Origin of the sequence: Euzebya sp. (assembly GCF_964222135.1) — a bacterium.
Classification (GTDB): Bacteria; Actinomycetota; Nitriliruptoria; order Euzebyales; family Euzebyaceae; genus Euzebya.
On the sequence record NZ_CAXQBR010000019.1, the window covers coordinates 69421 to 87831 of the forward strand.

Consider the following 18411-nt stretch of genomic DNA (forward strand, 5'->3'; position numbering starts at 1 on the left):
CGAGGCGGTCAGGACACGTGGACCGCACCCGACCGCTGCCCCTGGGACTGCGTGGGGCTCGGCGCATCGGGCTGGTCGAGGTCGATGCGCGCGTGCGCGGCCGGCACGGGCGCGAACCAGGTGTCGGCGATCGCTGCGTTGATCGCGCCGAGCCGGGTCTGCAGGACGTCCACGAACCGGTGCAGCTCGGTGCCCGACAACCCGGTCAGGTCGGTCTCGGTCAGGGTCTGCTGCGCGGCGGCGCAGGCCGCCATGGCGTCGTCGTGGTGGGGCAGCTCGAGGAGGCGGCGGGACAGCTCGGTGAGGCAGAACTCGACCGACCGCGGGAACTGGCTGTCACACAGCAGGAAGTCGAGCGCCCGCGGCCCCGACACGCCGGCCCGCGCGACCCGGCGGAACATCTGCATCGCCGACACCGACTTGAGCACGCCCATCCAGGTCACGTCGGCGTAGGGGAGGGTGCCGTCGCCGAGGCGGTGGTCGAGCAGGATGGCCGCCTGCACGTCGATGACCCGCGTGGTGAGGTCCGCGCGCTCGAGGTGACGCCCGATCTGCAGGAAGGCGTACGCGTCGTCGTGGCTCATCGTCGCGTCGAGCACGCCGGCGACGGTGTGGCAGCGCTGCACGATCTCGCCGAGCCAGTCGAGGCGGCTGCGACGCGGCACGGCCAGGGCGTCGTTCTCCGTCGCCCACAGGAACAGGCTGTTGGCGACCTCCCAGCCGCGTCGGGGGAGCAGCGCGCGGACGGCCCGGAGGTTGGTCCGCGCGGCGGTGATCGACGCGAGCACCGACCCGGGGTTGTCCGACCTCGTGGTGAGGAACCCGACGATCTGGTGCTCCTCGGTGGCGACCGCACCGGTGCCGTCGGTGCGGACCACCTCCTCATAGCTGCCCTCGGCGCCGGTGACCGCGAGCAGCGGGCGCCAACCGACGCTCACCGATCGGGGGAGGTCGAGGTACAGCTCGGTCGTGGCCCGGACCATCTGGGCGGTCCCCTCCGCCCGCTCGAGGTACCGGCCGGCCCAGTAGACGTGCTCGGCGAGGCGGGAGAGGAGCATGGGCGGTGGCCTCCGGATCAGACGTCGGTGGTCGGGTGCATGGGGTGGACGTTCGGGTCGACGATCCAGGTGTCCTTCGACCCGCCGCCCTGGGAGGAGTTGACGACGAGGGACCCCTCGACGAGGGCGACGCGGGTCAGGCCGCCGTTGGTGACGTACGGCTTCGGCCCGCTGAGGATGAACGGCCGCAGGTCGAGGTGGCGCGGCACGATCCGCCCGTCCCGCAGCGTCGGCGCGGTGGACAGCGACAGGGTGGGTTGGGCGATGTGGTTGCGGGGGTCGGCGAGGATGCGCTCGCGGACCTCCGCCTTCTCCGCCGCCGTCGCCTTCGGGCCGATGAAGAGGCCGTACCCGCCTGACTCGTTGGCGGGCTTGACGACCAGCTCGTCGAGGTTGGCCAGCACGTGGCTGCGCTGGGCCTCGTCGCTGCACAGGAAGGTCGGCACGTTCGGGATCAGCGGGTCGGCGTCGAGGTAGAAGCGGATGATGTCGGGCACGTAGGCGTAGACGACCTTGTCGTCCGCCACCCCCGCGCCGGGAGCGTTGGCCAACGCGACCGTGCCGGCCCGCCAGGCCCGCAGCAGGCCGGGCACGCCGAGGACGGAGTCGGGGCGGAACGCCTCCGGGTCGATGAACGCGTCGTCGATGCGCCGGTAGATCACATCGACGCGAACCGGTCCCTCCACGGTGCGGAGGAAGACCGCCGGCCCGTCGGACCCGTCGTCGTCGACGAACAGATCCGTCCCCTCGACGAGGTGGGCGCCCATCTCCTGGGCCAGGAACGCGTGCTCGAAGTAGGCGGAGTTGAACACGCCCGGGGTCAGGACGCAGATGACCGGGTCGTCGACGGGTCGCGGGGACAGGTCGGCCAACGTGTCGCGCAGCGCGTTCGGGTACCCGTCGATCGGGTGGATGTCGAGGTCGAAGAACGCCTCGGCCAGCACGCGCTTGGTCACCGCGCGGTTCTCGAGCATGTAGCTGACGCCGGACGGGACGCGGAGGTTGTCCTCGAGGACGTACATGACCCCGTCCTGGTCGCGGACCAGGTCGCTGCCGCTGATGTGCGCCCACACACCGCCCTTGGGTGAGATGCCGCGGCACTCGGGGCGGTAGTTCACCGAGCTGTCGAGGACCTCGCGGGGGACGACGCCCTCGCGGATGATCCGCTGGTCGTTGTAGAGGTCGTCGATGAAGGCGTTGAGCGCGGTGAGGCGCTGGACCAACCCCTCCGAGATCCGCGCCCACTCGTCGGTCGTGATGACCCGCGGGATGATGTCGAAGGGCCAGGCCCGGTCGATGTTCTGCCCCTCGGAGTACACCGTGAAGGTGATCCCCATCGCCTTGATCGCCACGTCCGCGGACGCCTGCCGGTCGATCAGCCCGTCACCGATGTCGTCGAGGATCTGCACGACCCGGTCGCACCCGGGCCGGACCCGCCCGTCGGGTCCCACCACCTCGTCCCAGCAGCCGTCGCTGCGGTAGCCCGTCCACATCCCGCTCTCGGCCAGCTGCATCGCCTCCTCGCTGCGCTGCCGGCGCCGCACGCCGGCAGCGCAACGCTACCCGGGGTCGATGACGGTGATGTATCGCAGGTCGACTGCCGGGTCAGCCGGCGGGGGTGAGCCCGGCGAAGGCGCTGGCACCGCCGTCGACCTCGATGACCGAGGCCTCGATGGTGAACGGTCCGAGGGTGAACTCGTCGTAGGTGGCGCCGACGACCTCGTAGACCCCGGTGGTGGGGAGGGTGTAGGTGATGCGCGCGTTCGGGAACCCGCCCCCGTCGTCATCGGTCGCCACCAGGGTCCCCTGGGGGTCGTAGACGTCGAGGACCGGGTCGGTGCCGTCGAACTCCGTGCGGCGCCGCAGCTCGATGATCACCACGTCACCGGCGGTGCCGTCGACGGTCAGGCCGAAGGCCGGGAACTCCTCGTCGAAGGTCCCCTCGTCGGCGAACACCGGGGCCGGGTCGACGGCGATCAGGTAGTCGCCGATCGACCCGCCGAAGCCCGAGACGGCGATGCAGTGGGTGCCGGAGTCCTCGGCGGTGAGGTCGATGCGGCTGCCGACGCCCGCCCGCTCGCCGGAGGGCAGCGACTCGTCGTCGTTCTCGGCGAGGATGCGCCCGTCCGGGCCGGCGACCGCGATGATCGGGTCGAAGTCGCCGAACGCGGCGTCGGCCCTGATCCTGACGGACTCACCGGCGTCGAGGTCGATGACGTGGAAGCGCAGCTCCTCGGGCTCGGTCACCGCCCCGGCGTCCTGGACGCCGAGCTGGAGCGGCGCGGCGGTGTCGCACGCGCCGCCGTCCTCGCCGACCGGCGGCGGCTCGTAGAGCAGCTGCGCGCGGACGGTCGTGAACCGGGTGTCGGCGAGCGTCGTGAACTCGACGGAGGGGGCGCTCACGTTCGGCCGGTCGGGCTGGACCAGCAGGACGTGGAAGGCCGGGTGGTCGATCGCGGCGCTGCACCGCACGTCCGGTCCGACGAGGTGGACGCCGGGCCCGAAGACCTGCCCGCCGCAGGTGACCGGGATGCCGTCGGGGTTGTTGAGGACGCCGGCGACGCCCGGTGGCGGCGGTTGCGGCGCCGTCGGTGCGGGGTCGTCGATCTGGACCACCCAGCGGACCGAGAGGTCACGGGTGTCCACGCCGGTCTGGGCCGCGATCTGGGCGAGGTCGAAGCGGGCGGTCGTGCCGGTGCCGAGGGCGAGGGGCACCCGCAGGCTCGAGTCGGTGAACGTGTAGAGGCCCCAGAACACGCGGGTGGCCTGTGGCGGCGGCGTGATCTGGATCTCGCAGCTGGCGTCCGGCGAGGTCACCAGCGGCTCGGACCCGACGTTGACGAAGTCGTAGCCGGGCGCGCCGTCCTGCTGGTGCTGGGCCTGCATCGCCCAGGCGCTCCGGCTGGTCGGCGTCCCGCCGGGCGGGGTGCAGGTGACGGTGTCGTTGACGAAGACGGGCTGGTCCGGCACGACGCTGCCGAACGCGAGCACGTCGGAGGCGATGAAGGCCTGATCCGCCGTCCGGGCCGGCTGCCCCTCGGTGACGTAGGCGACGGTGCTGCGCAGGAACGCGTCGCCCTCGACGCCGGTGTAGGTGATGGTCAGCAGGCAGGTCAGGGGCGGCAGCTCGGAGGCGAACGTGACCGTCGCGTGGCCGCTCGAGTCGGTCTGCACCAGCTGGGACTCCCCGAGGCAGGTCCCTTCGGTGAGGATCTCGACGTCCGCGCCCTCGCTGGCCGGCGACAGGGTCAGGCGGACCTGCTGGCCCGGTTGGACGAGGACGCCGCGCGGCGGCTCGAGGGTCAGCACCGGGTAGTCGCTGAGCCCGAGCGCACGGCGGCCCTCGGTGCAGGCCAGCGGGTGGGTCACGCAGGTGATCGTCAGGTCGCCGTCCTGGGCGAAGGAGGTCCCCTCGGCGAGGAACGCCTCGGTCTGCGGGGGCAGGCGGACCCCGTCGGCCAGGACGATCGGCGCGTCCAGCGCCGCGGCGCGCGCCGCGGAGGCGAACCCGCCGGCCCAGCCGTCGGGGCTGGTGCCGTCGACCAGCACGACGTGGTCGATGTCCGCGGCGGAGTCCGCGCCCTGGGCCTTGGCGATCTCGAGGGCCGTCTCGGCGCGGCTGTCACCGGCGATGCGGGTGGTGGTGATGCCCATGTCCCGGATCTCGGCCTCGACCGCCTCGGACAGCGCGGCGGTGCCGCCGACGAGCTGGATCTCGTCGATGTCCGAGTCGGCCAGGTAGTCGCGGGTGGCCGCGGTCAGCGCCTCGGTGCTCGACAGCAGGATCGGCCAACCGTTCTCCGCCGACATCGCCCCGGCGCCGAGCGCGTCGGCGAAGGCCTGGGTCGGGTTGGCGGGGTCGGCCGCGAACGCGCGGGCCAGGATGGCCGTCGTGGCGTCGGGCGCCTCGGTCCTGGCGATGTCGATGGCGGTCTCGATGCGGCTGCCGCCCTGGCGGCGCTCGACGCTGAGCCCCGCGTCGGCGAGCTGCTCCGCGACGGCGGGCGCGACCGCGCCGGTGCCGCCGAGGATGACCGCCCCGGTCGCGCCGAGGCGCTGGATCTCGCCGAGCACGCGAGGGGGCACGGGCCCGTTGCGCGGGACCAGCAGGAGGGGGGAGTCCGCCTGCAGGATGCCGGACGCCAGCGCGTCGGCGAAGTCGTCGTCGCGGCTGATCACGACCCGCTGCGAGGTGCTCAGCGTCTCCTCGCTGAGCCGCGCGGCGATCTCGGCGTTCGACGGCGCCTCGTTGTCCTTGATGATCGACACGTTGGCGCCGTCGGGCTGCGCGGCAGCCGGCAGCACCGGCACGACCAGCAGCGACAGGACCAGCGCGGCGAGCGCGAGCGCGCCACGTCGTCTCCGGACCGGTGGACGAACTGCCATGGCTGGCCTCCTGGGCGTGACGTGCGGTGCATGTCGTGCGGTGCCTGCTCGACCGGCGGGAGCATAGATCGAACGCCCCCGGCCCGGGTGGGCTGGGGGCGTCTGCGGAGCCCGCTGTTCGGGAGTTGTTAGCCGAAGCGGCCGGTGACGTAGTCGGCCGTCGCCTGCTCGGCGGGGTTGGAGAAGATCACCGACGTCTCGTCGATCTCGACGAGCTTCCCGGGCTTGCCGGTCCCCTCGATGTTGAAGAAGCCCGTCCGGTCCGACACGCGCGACGCCTGCTGCATGTTGTGGGTCACGATGACGATCGTGTAGGACTGCTTGAGGTCGCTGATCAGGTCCTCGATCGCCAGCGTGGAGATGGGGTCCAGGGCGGAGCAGGGCTCGTCCATGAGCAGCACGTCGGGCTTCAGCGCGATCGCGCGGGCGATGCAGAGCCGCTGCTGCTGCCCGCCGGACAGGCTCGAGCCCGGCTTGCCGAGCCGGTCGGCGACCTCCTTCCACAGGTTCGCGCCGCGGAGGGACGACTCGACGACGTCGTCGGCAGCGGCCTTCTTCAACTTCTTGTTGTTGAGCCGCATGCCGGCGAGGACGTTCTCGTAGATCGACATCGTCGGGAACGGGTTCGGCCGCTGGAAGACCATCCCGATCTTGCGGCGGACCAGCACCGGGTCGACCCCCGGGGCGTACAGGTCCTCCCCGTTCAGCACGACGTGGCCGTCGACGTAGGCGCCGGGGATGACCTCGTGCATGCGGTTCAGCGCCCGGAGGAAGGTCGACTTGCCACAGCCGGACGGGCCGATCAGCGCCGTGACCGACCGCGGGTCGATGGTGAGGGTGACACCCTCGACGGCCTTGAAGTCGCCGTAGTAGATGTCGAGGTCGGTGACGTCGATCCGGTTGTGGCCGTCCGTCGGCCGGGTGCGGCGCGCCCCCTCCGCGGCCGCGGCCGCGAGCTGGGGGTTCAGGGCGTTCTCCACGTCGAGGTCGGTCACCGCGGGCACCGGCGCGGTGCGGGTGTCGGTCGCCTTGTCGGAGCTCACTTCGATCCCTTCGGTCGGAGGACCCGGGCGAGGACCCGGGCCAACCCGAACAGCAGCATGACGATGAGCATGAGCAGCAGCGAGGCCGCCCACGAGCGGTCGTACGACGCCTGGATGTCGCTGACCTGCGGGTTCTGGTACTGGTAGTAGGCGAAGATGGGCAGCGTCTCCATGCGCCCCGCGAAGGGGTTCAGGTTCAGGCTGTCGGTGGTGCCCACCGCGATGAGCAGCGGCGCGGTCTCGCCTATCACGCGGGCGATGGCAAGGGTGATGCCGGTGAGGATCCCCCCGATCGAGGTCGGCAGGACGACCTTGGTGATCGTGCGCCACTTGGGGACGCCGAGCCCGTAGGAGGCCTCGCGCAGCTCGTTCGGGACCAGCCGGAGCATCTCCTCGGCGGCGCGCACCACGATGGGGATCATCAAGACGCTGAGGGCCACGGCACCGGCGAAGCCGTTCTTGGTGCCCGGGCCGTACAGGGCGGTGAACAGGCCAGCGGCGAAGAGCCCCGCCACGATCGACGGGATGCCGGTCATGACGTCGACGAGGAGCGTCACGCCACGGGCCAGGGGCCCACGTCCGTACTCGACCAGGTAGATCGCGACCATGATCCCGATCGGCACGCTGATCAGGGCGGCCAGCCCGGTGATGATCAACGTCCCCGCGACCGCGTGCGACGCGCCGCCGCCCTCGCCGAGGATGTTGCGCATCGACATGGTGAAGAAGTCGCCGTCGATGCGGGCCGCCCCGCGCTGGATGACGGTCCACATCACGCTGACGAGGGGCAGGACGGCCAGGGCGAAGGCCGAGCTGACGACCGTGGTCACCGTCCGGTCGACCGCTCGTCGAGCCCCCTCCACCCGCCGGGAGGCGAGGTGCAGCGCGACGCTGAACCCTCCCAGCGCGACTACGGCGATCAGGGCGAGGTTGAACCCGGCGAGGGGGATCACGATCGCGCTGGCCGCGGCGAGGGCCGCGACGGCGATGCCGACCGGCACCCGGTCGGAGAGGCGTGCGTGGGTGAGGGACGTCGGAGCGGTGGCCTCGTCGGCCTGGTGGCCGCGGTCGGGCCGTTCCCGAAGCTCGGTGGCGGCCATCGCTAGTCGGCTCCGGAGAAGGCGTTGGCGGTGATGCGCCGTGCGCCGTAGTTGACGGCGAACGTGATCGCGAACAGCACCAGACCGGTCAGGAAGAGGCCGTTGACCTCGATCCCGGAGGACTCGGGGAAGCGCAGGGCGATGTTCGGGGCGATCGCCTGGGGGTTCTGGGCACCGATGATGTTCAGGTCGATGATGCGGGCCGGGGACAGGATGATCGCCAGCGCCATCGTCTCGCCGAGCGCACGGCCCAGGCCGAGCATCGTCCCGGAGATGATCCCCGACCGCGCGTAGGGCAGCACCGCCATCTTGATCAGCTCCCAGCGGGTGGCGCCCAGTGCCAGCGCGGCCTCCTCGTGGAGCCGTGGGACCTGCAGGAAGATCTCGCGGCAGATCGCGGTGATGATCGGCAGGATCATCACCGCCAGCACGACCGCGGCGACCATCAGCGTGCGGCCGCTGGTCAGCGTCGGGCCCGCGAACAGCGGGATGACGCCGAGCCGTTCCTCGAGCCCGCGCATCAGCGGCACCATCAGCGGGGCCAGCACGCTGACGCCCCACAGGCCGTACACGACGGAGGGCACCGCGGCGAGGATGTCGGTGATGTAGCCGAGGGTGGTCGCGAGCCGCCGGGGGGCGTAGTGGCTGATGAACAGCGCGATCGCCACTGCGAGCGGCGTGGCGAGCAGCAGGGCCAGGACGGCCGCGTACACCGTGCCGAACACCAGCGGGCCGAGGAAGTCACCCAGGCTGTCGGCGCCGCCGGCCAGGGCCGAGGGGTCCGCCGACAGCGCTGGCAGCGACTGCTGGAAGAGGAAGAACGCCACCCCCGCCAGGAGCAGGAGGATGGTGACGCCGGCGCCGGTCGAGAGGCCGGCGAACAGCCGGTCGGCGCCCTTGGTGCTCCGCTCGGCGGTGACGCTCGCTGGCGACTCCGGAGCGGGTGAGGTCGTGGGGGTGCGCACGGGGTCCTCAGTGTTTCGGGGGGGTGGTCCGCCGGCAAGGTGGCGACGGAGAGTTCGCCTTCCGTTCACCTCGGCGTCGTCTGGTGGACCGACGACGTGACCGGTGACGGGGGCCGGCGGACCGTGTGGGTTGCTCAGGTCAGGACGCGACCTCGATCGTCGACAGCACGTCCGCGATCTCGGCACGCAGCTCCTCGGAGATCGGCGCCGACCCCGCGGACTCCGCGGCGGCCTGCTGCCCCTCCTCGGACCCGACGTACTCCATGAACGCCGTCACGAGCTCGACGGTCTCGGCGTCCTCGTAGGCCTGGCACACGATGTGGTAGCTGACCAGCACGATCGGGTACACGCCCGACTCGGTGGTGTCGCGGGCGAGCTCGATGGCGAAGTCACCCTCGGCCCGGTCCTCCGCGCGCGGCGAGACGTCGACGACCGCGGCGGCGGCCTCGGCGGAGAACGGGACGAAGTCCTCGCCGACGCCGACGGCGACGGTGCCCAGGTCCTGGATCTGCGAGGCGTCCATGTAGCCGATCGACCCGTTGCCGGCGGTGACGGCCTGGACGACGCCGGAGGTCTGCGGGGCGCCCTCCCCACCGGCCTCGGACGGCCAGGTCTCGACCTCGCCGTAGGGCCAGGCGTCCGGGGCGACCGCGTCGAGGTACCCGGTGAAGTTCTCGGTCGTGCCGGAGTCGTCGGAGCGGTGGACCGGGTTGATCGGCAGGTCGGGCAGCTCCACGTCGGGGTTGTCCTCGGCGATCGCCGGGTCGTCCCAGCTGGTGATCGTGGCGGCGAAGATGCCGCCGATCACGTCCGGGCTCATGTTGAGCGTGTCGATGCCCTCGAGGTTGAAGGCCACGGCGACCGGCGAGATGTAGTGGGGCAGGTTGATGGCGGGCTCGCCGCCGGGGCAGCGCTCGGCGGAGAGCTCGATCTCCTCGGCGTCCAGGTAGGCGTCGGAGCCGGCGAACATCGTCGCGCCGGCCAGGAACTGCTCGCGGCCGCCGCCGGAGCCGACCGGGTCGTAGTTGACGGTCACGCCGGGGTTGGCGGACTGGAAGCCGGCCTGCCACCCCTCCATCGCCGCGGCCTGCGACGACGCGCCCGCGCCGACGATGGTGCCGGCGAGGTCCCCTCCGGACTCCGTGGCGCCGGCAGCCGCCGCCCCCTCCTCGGTCTGTCCGGTCGTGCCCTCGTCGGTTCCGCCGTCGTCCTCGTTGGACGCACATCCGGTCGCCACGATCGCCAGCACGGCGGTCAGGGCGAGCATCAGACGCCAGTTCAGTCGCATCGCTCGTTCGTCTCCTCGGTGGGGGGTCCCGGCGGGCGCCGGGTGGCGGGCAGGTCACGCCCGTCCCGCAGCGAGGCCATGGTCGGGTGGACGTCTGACCCGGCTCCGACGAGGCCGTGAACTGGAGGTGAACTCGCGATCCGAGGTCGGTCAGGTGCGGCGGCGTTCGATCAGCACGAGGTCCCGCCAGCCGTCGTCGGTCCGCGCGAGGCGTTCGCGGACGCCGATCGTGCGGAACCCCGCGGAGCGGTGCAGGCGCAGGGCCGCGCGGTCGTCCGTGGGGATGAGGGCCTGCAACGTCCAGAGGCCCGCCGCGTCAGCGCCGCGGACGAGCGCGTCGATCAGCGCGACGCCGATGCGCCGGCCGCGGTGGCGCTCTGCCACCACCACGTGGGTCTCGGCCACACCGGCGAGCTCCGGGTCGTCGGACACCCCGCGGAGCGCGGCCCACCCCACCACCTCGCCGTCGAGCACGGCCACCCGGCGGTGGCCGGGCAGCCAATCCGCGTCGACCACGGCGGGGTCGATGCCGCGCAGCTCGTCGAGATCGGCGGCGTCGACCGCCCGGACCACGACGTCCGACGGGACGTCGTCGGGGCAGCACGGGAGGGTGTCGAGGGTGCCCATGACCGCGTCCGCGGCGTGGGGCAACCCGGCGCAGCAGGCCGCGTTCACGCGCACGACCGTGGAGGTGCCCACCTTCTCGAGCCCGACGAACCCGGCCTCGGCGAGCAGCTTGACGTGGTGCGAGCACGTCGGCTGGGCGATGCCGACCTTCCGAGCCAGCGCGCCCACGGCGATGCCGCCCGGCTCGGTCGCGACGGCGTGCAGGACCTGCACCCGAGTGGCGTCGGCCAGCGTGGCGAACCACGATGCGTAGGTCGTGGCCGCGGCGTCGTCCAGGGTTGCGCTCATCCATCGACGATCGTAGATTGACCGCACTTGATCGACCACCTTCGATGAAAGAGGATCCTGCCATGGCGCTCTCCGAGCTCCCCGTCGTCGTCATCGGTGCCGGCCCGGTCGGGCTCGCCGCCGCCGCGCACCTGCGCGAGCGCGGGCTCCCGCACCGCGTGCTCGAGGCGGGCCCGCACCCCGCCGCCGGGGTGCGGGCCTGGGGGCACGTCCGGCTGTTCAGCCCGTGGGACCAGCTGATCGACCCGGCCGCGCGCCGGCTGCTCGAGGGGACGGGCTGGCACGCCCCCGCAGGCGCCGCCTACCCGACGGGGTCGGAGTGGGCGGAGTCGTACCTCACCCCCCTGGCCGAGGCCCTCGGCGACGTGGTCCTGACCGACCACCGGGTGGTCGGGGTGTCCCGCCGGGGCCGCGACCGCATGGTCGACGCCGGCCGCGACGCCGAACCGCTCGTCGTGACCGCGGTCACGCCCGAGGGCACCACCCGGTTCCTCGCCCGAGCCGTCATCGACGCGAGCGGCACCACGACCTCGCCGAACCCCCTGGGGGCGGACGGCCGGCCCGCGATCGGCGAGGGCGGTGTCGGCGAGGGTGGGGTCGGCGAGGGTGGGGTCGCGGACGGCATCGACCGGGAGGTCCCGGACCTCGCCGACGCGGTCGTCCGCGACCGGTTCGCCGGGGTCCACACCGCCGTGGTGGGCGCGGGGCACTCGGCGATGACCGCCGTGATGGGGCTGGCCGAGCTGGTCGAGGAGGCACCGGGCACCCGGGTGAGCTGGGTCGTCCGCGGCGCGCTGACGCCGACTCGCGTTGGTGGTGGCGAGGCGGACGAGCTGCCGCGGCGCGGCGCGCTCGGCATGGCGGCGGAGTCCGCGGTGACGACGGGGCTCGTCACGGCGGTCGAGGGGTTCCGCACCGCCGCGGTGGAGGTCCGCGCCGGTCGGCTCGCGCTGGTCGACGACGAGGGTCGTGCGGTCGAGGACGTGGACCGCGTCGTCGGGCTCACCGGCTACCGGCCGGACCTGGCCCCCCTGACCGAGGTCCGCCTGGACCTCGACCCGGTGACGCAGGCACCGCGGGCGCTCGGACCGCTGATCGACCCGAACGTCCACTCCTGCGGGACGGTCCCGCCCCACGGCGAGGCCGAGCTGCGCCAGCCCGAGCCCGGCTTCTACCTCGCCGGGATGAAGAGCTACGGGCGCGCGCCCACGTTCCTCGCGCTCACCGGATTCGAGCAGGTCCGCAGCATCGTCGCCGCGATCGCCGGCGACAGCGAGGCCGCGGCGCGGGTCGAGCTCACCCTCCCCGAGACCGGCGTGTGCGGCGGCAGCGGGGTCGCCGACGGCCTGCCGGTCGTCGAGGGCGTCGGCGGCGGGAGCTGCTGCTGAGCGGGGCCCGCACCACGGACGCCGCCCGGCGACGGCACGCCACCGTCGCCGGGCTCGGTGTCGCGACGATCGCGGCCTACGGCGGGTGGTACTACGGCTTCGGGGTCCTGCTCCAGCCGATCGTCGACGACACGGGGTGGTCGGTCGCGGTCCTCACCGGGGCGTTCGCCGTCGGCCAGCTGCTCAGCGGCGTGGCGGCGGCCGCCGGCGGGCGGCTGCTCGACGGCCGGGGCGGGCGCTCGACCTTCCTGGTCGGCGGCCTCGGCGGCGGGGTGCTGCTCGCCGCGGCGGCGACCGCCACCCACCCGGCGGTCTTCGCGGTCGCCTTCGCGTCGGCCGCGGCGGTGATCGGCTCGTGCGGCTTCTACCACGTGACGATGGCCGCAGCCCGTCGGGTGGCACCCGAGGAGCCCGCCCGGGCGATCGCCGAGCTGACCATCTGGGGGGCGCTCGCCTCCCCGGTCTTCCTGCCCCTCACCGGCGGGCTGGTCGGCGTGATCGGCTGGCGGCCGACGCTCGGCGTCCTGGCCGCGACCACGGCAGCCGGCCTGGCGGTCGGGGCGACCCTCGCCGGTGGGGGGCGGGCGAGCCCGCCGGCGCACGACGAGGTCGGCGTGGCGCTGCGCGTCGCCGTGCGGGAGGCGTCGCGCGATCCGGCCGTGCGCCGGCTGCTGGTGGCGATCTGCGGCACCGCCATCGCGCACGGGGTGATCCTGACCTTCCAGGTGCCGGTGATGGTCGCGCTCGGGATGCCGCTGGCGACCGCGTCGGCGATCGCGGGTGCGCGGGGGTTCATGCAGCTCGGCGGCCGCGTCGGGCTCGGACGGCTGGTGGCGCGGACGGGAGCGCGGCGAGCACTCGCCGGCGTGACACTCGGGTCGGTCCTGGCCGCCGGGCTGCTGGCGGGGTCGTCGACGGTCGCCGTCGGCCTGGCCTTCGCGGTGGTGGCGGGGGTGACGATGGGCGCCGACTCCCCGTTGGCCGGCATCCACGCCGCCGAGCTGCTCCCCGAGCGGCACCTCGGCGCGCTGATGGGCGCGCTCCACAGCGCCCGTGGGGCGGCCGGCGCCCTGGGCCCGCTCATCGGCGGGGCGAGCGCGACCACGTTCGGGTCCTACCTGCCCGCCGTGGCGCTGGCCGGGGTGGCCTTCACCGTCGCCGGCCTGGCCCTGGTCCTCCCCACGCGCACCGGGCCGGCTCGACCCCCACCCCACGAATCGACTCCGCACTCCCACGGATCCACTCCACCTCACCCCACGGATTGACTCCGCGATCCCACGGATGGACTCCGCAACGGGGTCCCGGATCCCGCTGACCTGCGCTTCCGCCCACGGATGTGCACCGGCAGGGGCCACGTCGGAGTCGATCCGTGGGAGGGAGGGGCCGGGACTCGACCCGTGGGAGGGGACGTCGGAGTCGATCCGTGGGAGGAGGGGTGGCACGGATCACTCCAGGGGAGGGACCGGGTCCGGACGCGCGGACTCCCACGAGGTGCGGTGCGCGTCCGCCTCCTCCACCGAGCGGAACCGCCGGACACCGCGCGCCGCCCGCACGTCGTGGCCGAACATCCCGGAGGCGCGAGACATGGCGCAGGCGTTGGCCAACCCCTCCAGCGCATCGGCAGGGTCGTCGGGGTCGGGCATCTCCTCGACCGAGCGGAAGCGGCGGACACCCACCGTCATCCCTCCACCGCGTCACCGAACCGCCGCCGCAGCCGGGCAGCGTCGTCGGCGTCGCGCGGGCGGACGGTGTTCGCCTTCATCGCGTAGAGCGTCCGGACGTTCACCACCGCGATCTCCTGCTCACCGGCGCGGACCCGCTCGACTTCGAGGTCGTCGTAGGTGTACTCGTCACCCAGCCGCGCGACGAGGTCGATGGTGAAGTCCACCCCCGGCGGACCGTACTGGATGGCCGGGTAGTCACCGCCGAGGTCGTCTGCGGTGATCTCCGCGATGTCCGGGTCGTCGTACACCGATCGCAGGGCAGCCCTGAGGCGGGCGACGTTCTCCGGTGACGGGTCGACGAACAGGTCGAGGTCGCGGGTTCCCCGGTCCAGCCCGTGCGCGGCCATCGCGAGGCCGCCGAACACGGCGTACCGGACGCCCTCGCGCTCGAGGGCCGCCAGCACGTCGAGGATGTCGCGGAGCTGCACCTGGGCGCAGCCTACGGGCTCAGGACCGAGGTCAGGCGGTCATCACCGGATCGCCCGTGCCGACCACCAGGCCGTCGGGACCGGTGTCGACCGTCACGGTCGCGCCGTCGACGACCGTGCCGTCGAGGATCTTCTTCGCGACCAGGTCCTCGAGCTCCTTGCGCAGCACCCGCTTGAGCGGTCGTGCGCCGAAGATCGGGTCGAACCCCCGGTTGGCCAGCCAGTCCTTCGCGGCGTCGCTCACCTCGAGGGACAGGTCGCGCTGGGCGAACCGCTCGCGGACGCGGCCCAGCTGGACGTCGACGATCCTGCGCAGCGCCTCGCGGTCCAGGCGGTGGAAGATGAGGATCTCGTCGAGCCGGTTGAGGAACTCGGGGCGGAAGTGGCCGCGCACCTCCGCCATGACCTTCTCCCGGATGACCTCCTCGGACTCCGTCGGGTCGAGGATGTGCTGGCTGCCGAGGTTCGACGTCATGATCACGACGGTGTTGCGGAAGTCGACGGTGTGGCCCTGGCCGTCGGTCAGCCGCCCGTCGTCGAGCAGCTGCAGCAGCGCGTTGAACACGTCGGGATGGGCCTTCTCGACCTCGTCGAGTAGCACGACCGAGTACGGCCGGCGGCGGACCGGCTCGGTCAGCTGGCCGCCCTGGTCGTAGCCGACGTAGCCGGGGGGCGCCCCGAGCAGCCGGCTGACGGTGTGCTTCTCACCGAACTCGCCCATGTCGATGCGGACCATGGCGCGCTCGTCGTCGAAGAGGAACTCCGCCAGCGCCCGGGCCAGCTCGGTCTTGCCGACACCGGTGGGCCCGAGGACCAGGAACGACCCGAGCGGGCGGTCGGGGTCGGCCAGGCCGGCACGGCTGCGCCGGACGGCGTCGCTGACCGCCTCGACGGCCTCGGTCTGGCCGACGACGCGCTGCGCGAGGTGGTCCTCGAGGTTGACCAGCCGCTCCTTCTCGTCCTCGAGCAGGCGGTCGGTGGGGATGCCGGTCCACTTGGCGACGACCTGGGCGATGTCCTCGGCGTCGACCTCCTCCTTCAGGAGGCCGCCGTCGGCCTGCAGGTCCGCCAACCGCGCCGCGGCCTCGTCGACCTGGCGGTTCAGCTCGGGGATGCGGCCGTACTCGAGCTCGCCGGCGGTCGCGAAGTCCCCGTCGCGCTTCGCCCGCTCGAGGGCGTGGGCGGCGTCCTCGATCTGCTGCTTCAGCTCGCCGACTGCCGCGATCGCCTGCTTCTCGGCCTCCCACCGGGCGGTCAGGCCACCGAGCTCGCCGCGGAGGGACTCGAGCTCGTCGGCGATCTCGGCCAACCGGTGGGCGGCGGTCTCGTCCCCCTCCAGCGCGGCCTTCTCGATCTCGAGCTGCTTGACGCGACGATCCAGGACGTCGATCTCGGCCGGCATCGAGTCGATCTCGATCCGCAACCGCGACGTGGCCTCGTCGACCAGGTCGATGGCCTTGTCGGGGAGGAACCGGTCGGTCAGGTAGCGATCGGACAGCCGAGCGGCGGCGACCAGGGCGTTGTCGGTGATCCGCACGCCGTGGTGGACCTCGTAGCGGTCCTTCAGCCCGCGGAGGATCGCGACGGTGTCCTCGAGGGACGGCTCGCCGACGTGGACGGGCTGGAAGCGGCGCTCGAGGGCCTTGTCGGCCTCGACGTCGGCGTACTCCGCCAGGGTGGTCGCGCCGATCATCCGCAGCTGCCCGCGGGCGAGCATGGGCTTCAGCATGTTGCCGGCGTCCATCGCGCCCTCGGCCTTGCCGGCCCCGACGATGGTGTGGAGCTCGTCGATGAAGGTGATCAGGCGGCCCTCGGAGGCCTCGATCTCCTTCAGGACCGCCTTCAGGCGCTCCTCGAACTCGCCGCGGTACTTGGCCCCGGCGATCATCGCCCCGAGGTCGAGGGACACGACCCGCTTGTCCTTCAGCCCCTCGGGCACGTCGCCGGCGACGATCCGCTGCGCGAGCCCCTCCACGATCGCGGTCTTGCCGACGCCGGGCTCGCCGATCAGGACCGGGTTGTTCTTCGTGCGGCGGCTGAGGACCTGGATGACCCGGCGGATCTCCTCGTCGCGGCCGATGACCGGGTCGAGCGTGCCGTCCTGGGCGAGGGTGGTGAGGTCCTGGGCGTACTTCTCGAGCGCCTCGTAGGTCCCCTCCGGCGTCGGCGACGTCACCCGCTGGTTGCCGCGGACGGCCTTGAGCGCCCCGAGCAGCTCGTCCCCGGCGACGCCGAGGCTGACGAGACCCTTGCCGACCGCGTCGTCGGCACCACCCAGGGCCAGGAGGAGGTGCTCGGTGGAGGTGTACTCGTCCCCCATCGTCGACGCGGTCTCCTGGGCGTCGTCGAGGACCGCGAGCAGCGGGGCGCCGATGCTCGGCTGGCTGGCCGACCCGCGGGCGGAGGGGAGGCGGCCGATCTGCTCCTCGGCCAGGCGCCGGACCGCGACGGGGCTGACGCCGAGGCGGTCGAGGATCGCGGGGACGGGGCCCTCGGGGGCGGCGACGAGCGCCAGCAGCAGGTGGGAGGTGCGGACCTCCGGGTTCCCGCGGGTGGCGGCGTCGCCGGCGGCCGCCTGGAGGGCTTCGCGGGACTTGAGTGTAAAGCGCTCAATGTTCATGGAGCGCATGATAGCAGACCTGAGTCAGGTGCGCTCAACCTCGAGGATCACCGTCCGAGCAGCCGCGCCGTCGCCTCGTCCGCCGGCCAGAAGAGCTCGACGACGAGCTCCTCGAGGGTGATGTCCCGTGGCGTCCCGAAGGTCGTCAGCGTGCTGAAGACGACGAGATCCCCGGCCGGGGTGACGAGGTGCGCGTTCAGGGTGATCTGCGGCTCGTCCGGCACCACGACCGGTGGGAGCGCGGCCACGGTCGGGTAGGTCCGCACCTCCTCGGCCAGCGCGGCCAGCCCGGGATCGCCGGTCAGCGCGAGCGTCCGGTCCAGCTGGCCGAGGAGGTAGCTGCCCCACTCGGCGAAGTTGCGGGTGCGCCCGGCGAGCCCGTCGGGGTGCAGGCCGACGCGGAACATGTTGAGGGGCGGGCCGAGCAGCTCGTCCGGGAGGCCCTCGACCAGGGCCAGCGCCGCTGAGTTGGCCAGCGCGACGTCCCACGACCGGTCCATCGCCACACCGGGGTACGGGTCGTGTGCGTCGAGGATCCGCTGGATCGCCGCGCGGGCGCGGTCCATCGCGGGGTCGTCCAGGGACGTCTCGGCGTACCGCGGGGCGTAGCCGGCCGCCAGCAGCAGCGCGTTGCGCTCCCGGAGCGGCACGTCCAGGCCGTCGGCCAGCGCGATGACGAGCTCGGGGGAGGGGCGGGACCTGCCGGTCTCGACGAAGCTGAGGTGCCGCGGGGACACCCCGACGTCCAGGGCCAGGTCCATCTGGCTGCGGCGCCGCCGGTCGCGCCAGTCGCGGAGGAGGGGCCCGACGCGGGCGGGCGTGGTCGTGGACATGTGTGTGACGCTACGCCCGGCCGGTCATGCCCACGACTACCCGGGAGGTAATCGACGTGGGTGACCGCGGTGCCGCACGGTCGGGTCACCACACCCCGACCGACGGAGGCACGACATGACCGCGACGACCACCCACCCCTCTGGCACCCGAGCAGTGATCGACACCGACCCGATGGCCCGCGCCCTCACCCTCGACGCGATCGTCAGCGGCGCCGCCGGCGTGGCGCTGCTGGCCGGGTCCGGCCTGCTCGCCGAGCCGCTCGGCATCTCGACGCCGTGGCTGATCGGGCTCGGGGCGTTCATGGCGCTCTACGCGGTCGACCTGCGCCTGCTGGCCACCCGGCTCCCGCGGCTGTGGGGGATCGCCCGGCTGATCCCGCCGGGCAACGCCGGCTGGGTGCTCGCGAGCCTGGCGGCCGTGGCCCTCCGCGCGTGGGAGCTGACCGGCCTCGGCACGGCCGTCGTCCTGGGCCAGGCCGCGATCGTCGCCGTGCTCGTGGTCGTGCAGGCCCGGGCGGTCCGCGCAGCCGCGTGAGCGCCCCCGTGGTCCCGCGGGGGACCGGCGACTAGGATCGCCGCAGAGCAACGGCGCTCGACACCCCGGTGTCGGCGCCGTTCGTCGTCTCGACGACCGCCCCGGACGTCGACACCGATCCATCCCGACGG

Annotated in this window: 15 protein-coding genes; 3 read left to right on the top strand and 12 right to left on the bottom strand. The window is 73.0% G+C overall.

The annotated features are described in order from the left end of the window. Positions 1-8 precede the first annotated feature (8 nt). The 8 genes from ACEQ2X_RS04775 to ACEQ2X_RS04810 all read right to left on the bottom strand — a co-directional run bounded on the left by ACEQ2X_RS04775 (position 9) and on the right by ACEQ2X_RS04810 (position 10752). A complete protein-coding gene (locus tag ACEQ2X_RS04775) occupies positions 9-1058 on the bottom strand; it encodes an alpha-E domain-containing protein (RefSeq protein WP_370324634.1) in 1050 nt (349 codons plus the stop codon). A gap of 17 nt (positions 1059-1075) precedes the next feature. After that, positions 1076-2551, bottom strand: a complete 1476-nt coding sequence (locus ACEQ2X_RS04780; RefSeq protein ID WP_370324669.1) for a circularly permuted type 2 ATP-grasp protein — start codon at positions 2549-2551, stop codon at positions 1076-1078. A 112-nt stretch (positions 2552-2663) separates the two neighbouring features. After that, the gene (locus tag ACEQ2X_RS04785) at positions 2664-5444 is read right to left on the bottom strand and encodes a cell wall-binding repeat-containing protein (RefSeq protein ID WP_370324635.1); all 2781 of its coding nucleotides are present in this window, start codon (positions 5442-5444) and stop codon (positions 2664-2666) included. A gap of 128 nt (positions 5445-5572) precedes the next feature. Beyond that, the gene (gene pstB, locus ACEQ2X_RS04790) at positions 5573-6340 is read right to left on the bottom strand and encodes a phosphate ABC transporter ATP-binding protein PstB (protein WP_370324670.1); all 768 of its coding nucleotides are present in this window, start codon (positions 6338-6340) and stop codon (positions 5573-5575) included. Positions 6341-6483: 143 nt separating this feature from the next. Beyond that, a complete protein-coding gene (pstA, locus tag ACEQ2X_RS04795) occupies positions 6484-7584 on the bottom strand; it encodes a phosphate ABC transporter permease PstA (protein WP_370324636.1) in 1101 nt (366 codons plus the stop codon). A 2-nt stretch (positions 7585-7586) separates the two neighbouring features. Further along, the gene (gene pstC, locus ACEQ2X_RS04800) at positions 7587-8549 is read right to left on the bottom strand and encodes a phosphate ABC transporter permease subunit PstC (protein WP_370324637.1); all 963 of its coding nucleotides are present in this window, start codon (positions 8547-8549) and stop codon (positions 7587-7589) included. Positions 8550-8688: 139 nt separating this feature from the next. Next, on the bottom strand, positions 8689-9837 hold the full coding sequence (gene pstS, locus ACEQ2X_RS04805) for a phosphate ABC transporter substrate-binding protein PstS (RefSeq protein WP_370324639.1): 1149 nt from the start codon (positions 9835-9837) through the stop codon (positions 8689-8691). A gap of 150 nt (positions 9838-9987) precedes the next feature. Further along, positions 9988-10752, bottom strand: a complete 765-nt coding sequence (locus ACEQ2X_RS04810) for a helix-turn-helix domain-containing GNAT family N-acetyltransferase (protein ID WP_370324640.1) — start codon at positions 10750-10752, stop codon at positions 9988-9990. A gap of 62 nt (positions 10753-10814) precedes the next feature. Here ACEQ2X_RS04810 and ACEQ2X_RS04815 point away from each other — a divergent pair, with 62 nt between their 5' ends. Further along, positions 10815-12140, top strand: a complete 1326-nt coding sequence (locus ACEQ2X_RS04815; protein ID WP_370324641.1) for an NAD(P)-binding protein — start codon at positions 10815-10817, stop codon at positions 12138-12140. Next, a complete protein-coding gene (locus ACEQ2X_RS04820) occupies positions 12071-13405 on the top strand; it encodes an MFS transporter (protein WP_370324642.1) in 1335 nt (444 codons plus the stop codon). Before ACEQ2X_RS04815 ends, ACEQ2X_RS04820 begins: the two co-directional genes overlap by 70 nt. Before the next feature lie 180 nt (positions 13406-13585). On the opposite strand, the gene ACEQ2X_RS04825 is transcribed toward ACEQ2X_RS04820, so the two are convergent. Genes ACEQ2X_RS04825 through ACEQ2X_RS04840 form a run of 4 tightly spaced genes read right to left on the bottom strand, consistent with a single transcriptional unit; the run spans position 13586 to position 17745 of the window. Next, a complete protein-coding gene (locus ACEQ2X_RS04825) occupies positions 13586-13822 on the bottom strand; it encodes a hypothetical protein (protein ID WP_370324643.1) in 237 nt (78 codons plus the stop codon). Beyond that, positions 13819-14292, bottom strand: a complete 474-nt coding sequence (locus ACEQ2X_RS04830) for a nucleotidyl transferase AbiEii/AbiGii toxin family protein (protein WP_370324644.1) — start codon at positions 14290-14292, stop codon at positions 13819-13821. The genes ACEQ2X_RS04825 and ACEQ2X_RS04830 overlap by 4 nt, the downstream gene beginning before the upstream one ends. Positions 14293-14323: 31 nt before the next feature. Further along, positions 14324-16912 carry an ATP-dependent chaperone ClpB gene (clpB, locus tag ACEQ2X_RS04835; RefSeq protein ID WP_370324645.1) on the bottom strand — a complete coding sequence of 863 codons (2589 nt, stop codon included), beginning with the start codon at positions 16910-16912 and terminating at the stop codon, positions 14324-14326. 47 nt (positions 16913-16959) lie between these two features. Next, entirely contained in the window at positions 16960-17745 is a 786-nt protein-coding gene (locus tag ACEQ2X_RS04840; RefSeq protein WP_370324646.1) for a helix-turn-helix domain-containing protein, read from the bottom strand. A 115-nt stretch (positions 17746-17860) separates the two neighbouring features. Here ACEQ2X_RS04840 and ACEQ2X_RS04845 point away from each other — a divergent pair, with 115 nt between their 5' ends. Next, the gene (locus tag ACEQ2X_RS04845; RefSeq protein WP_370324647.1) at positions 17861-18280 is read left to right on the top strand and encodes a hypothetical protein; all 420 of its coding nucleotides are present in this window, start codon (positions 17861-17863) and stop codon (positions 18278-18280) included. The last annotated feature ends 131 nt before the right edge of the window (positions 18281-18411 follow it).

Coding starts and splice junctions, on each gene's coding strand:
- ACEQ2X_RS04775 (WP_370324634.1), bottom strand. CDS start 1,058: ATGCTCCTCTCCCGCCTCGCCGAGCACGTCTACTGGGCCGGCCGGTAC.
- ACEQ2X_RS04780 (WP_370324669.1), bottom strand. CDS start 2,551: ATGTGGACGGGCTACCGCAGCGACGGCTGCTGGGACGAGGTGGTGGGA.
- ACEQ2X_RS04785 (WP_370324635.1), bottom strand. CDS start 5,444: ATGGCAGTTCGTCCACCGGTCCGGAGACGACGTGGCGCGCTCGCGCTC.
- pstA (WP_370324636.1), bottom strand. CDS start 7,584: ATGGCCGCCACCGAGCTTCGGGAACGGCCCGACCGCGGCCACCAGGCC.
- pstS (WP_370324639.1), bottom strand. CDS start 9,837: ATGCGACTGAACTGGCGTCTGATGCTCGCCCTGACCGCCGTGCTGGCG.
- ACEQ2X_RS04810 (WP_370324640.1), bottom strand. CDS start 10,752: ATGAGCGCAACCCTGGACGACGCCGCGGCCACGACCTACGCATCGTGG.
- ACEQ2X_RS04815 (WP_370324641.1), top strand. CDS start 10,815: ATGGCGCTCTCCGAGCTCCCCGTCGTCGTCATCGGTGCCGGCCCGGTC.
- ACEQ2X_RS04825 (WP_370324643.1), bottom strand. CDS start 13,822: ATGACGGTGGGTGTCCGCCGCTTCCGCTCGGTCGAGGAGATGCCCGAC.
- clpB (WP_370324645.1), bottom strand. CDS start 16,912: ATGAACATTGAGCGCTTTACACTCAAGTCCCGCGAAGCCCTCCAGGCG.
- ACEQ2X_RS04840 (WP_370324646.1), bottom strand. CDS start 17,745: ATGTCCACGACCACGCCCGCCCGCGTCGGGCCCCTCCTCCGCGACTGG.
- ACEQ2X_RS04845 (WP_370324647.1), top strand. CDS start 17,861: ATGACCGCGACGACCACCCACCCCTCTGGCACCCGAGCAGTGATCGAC.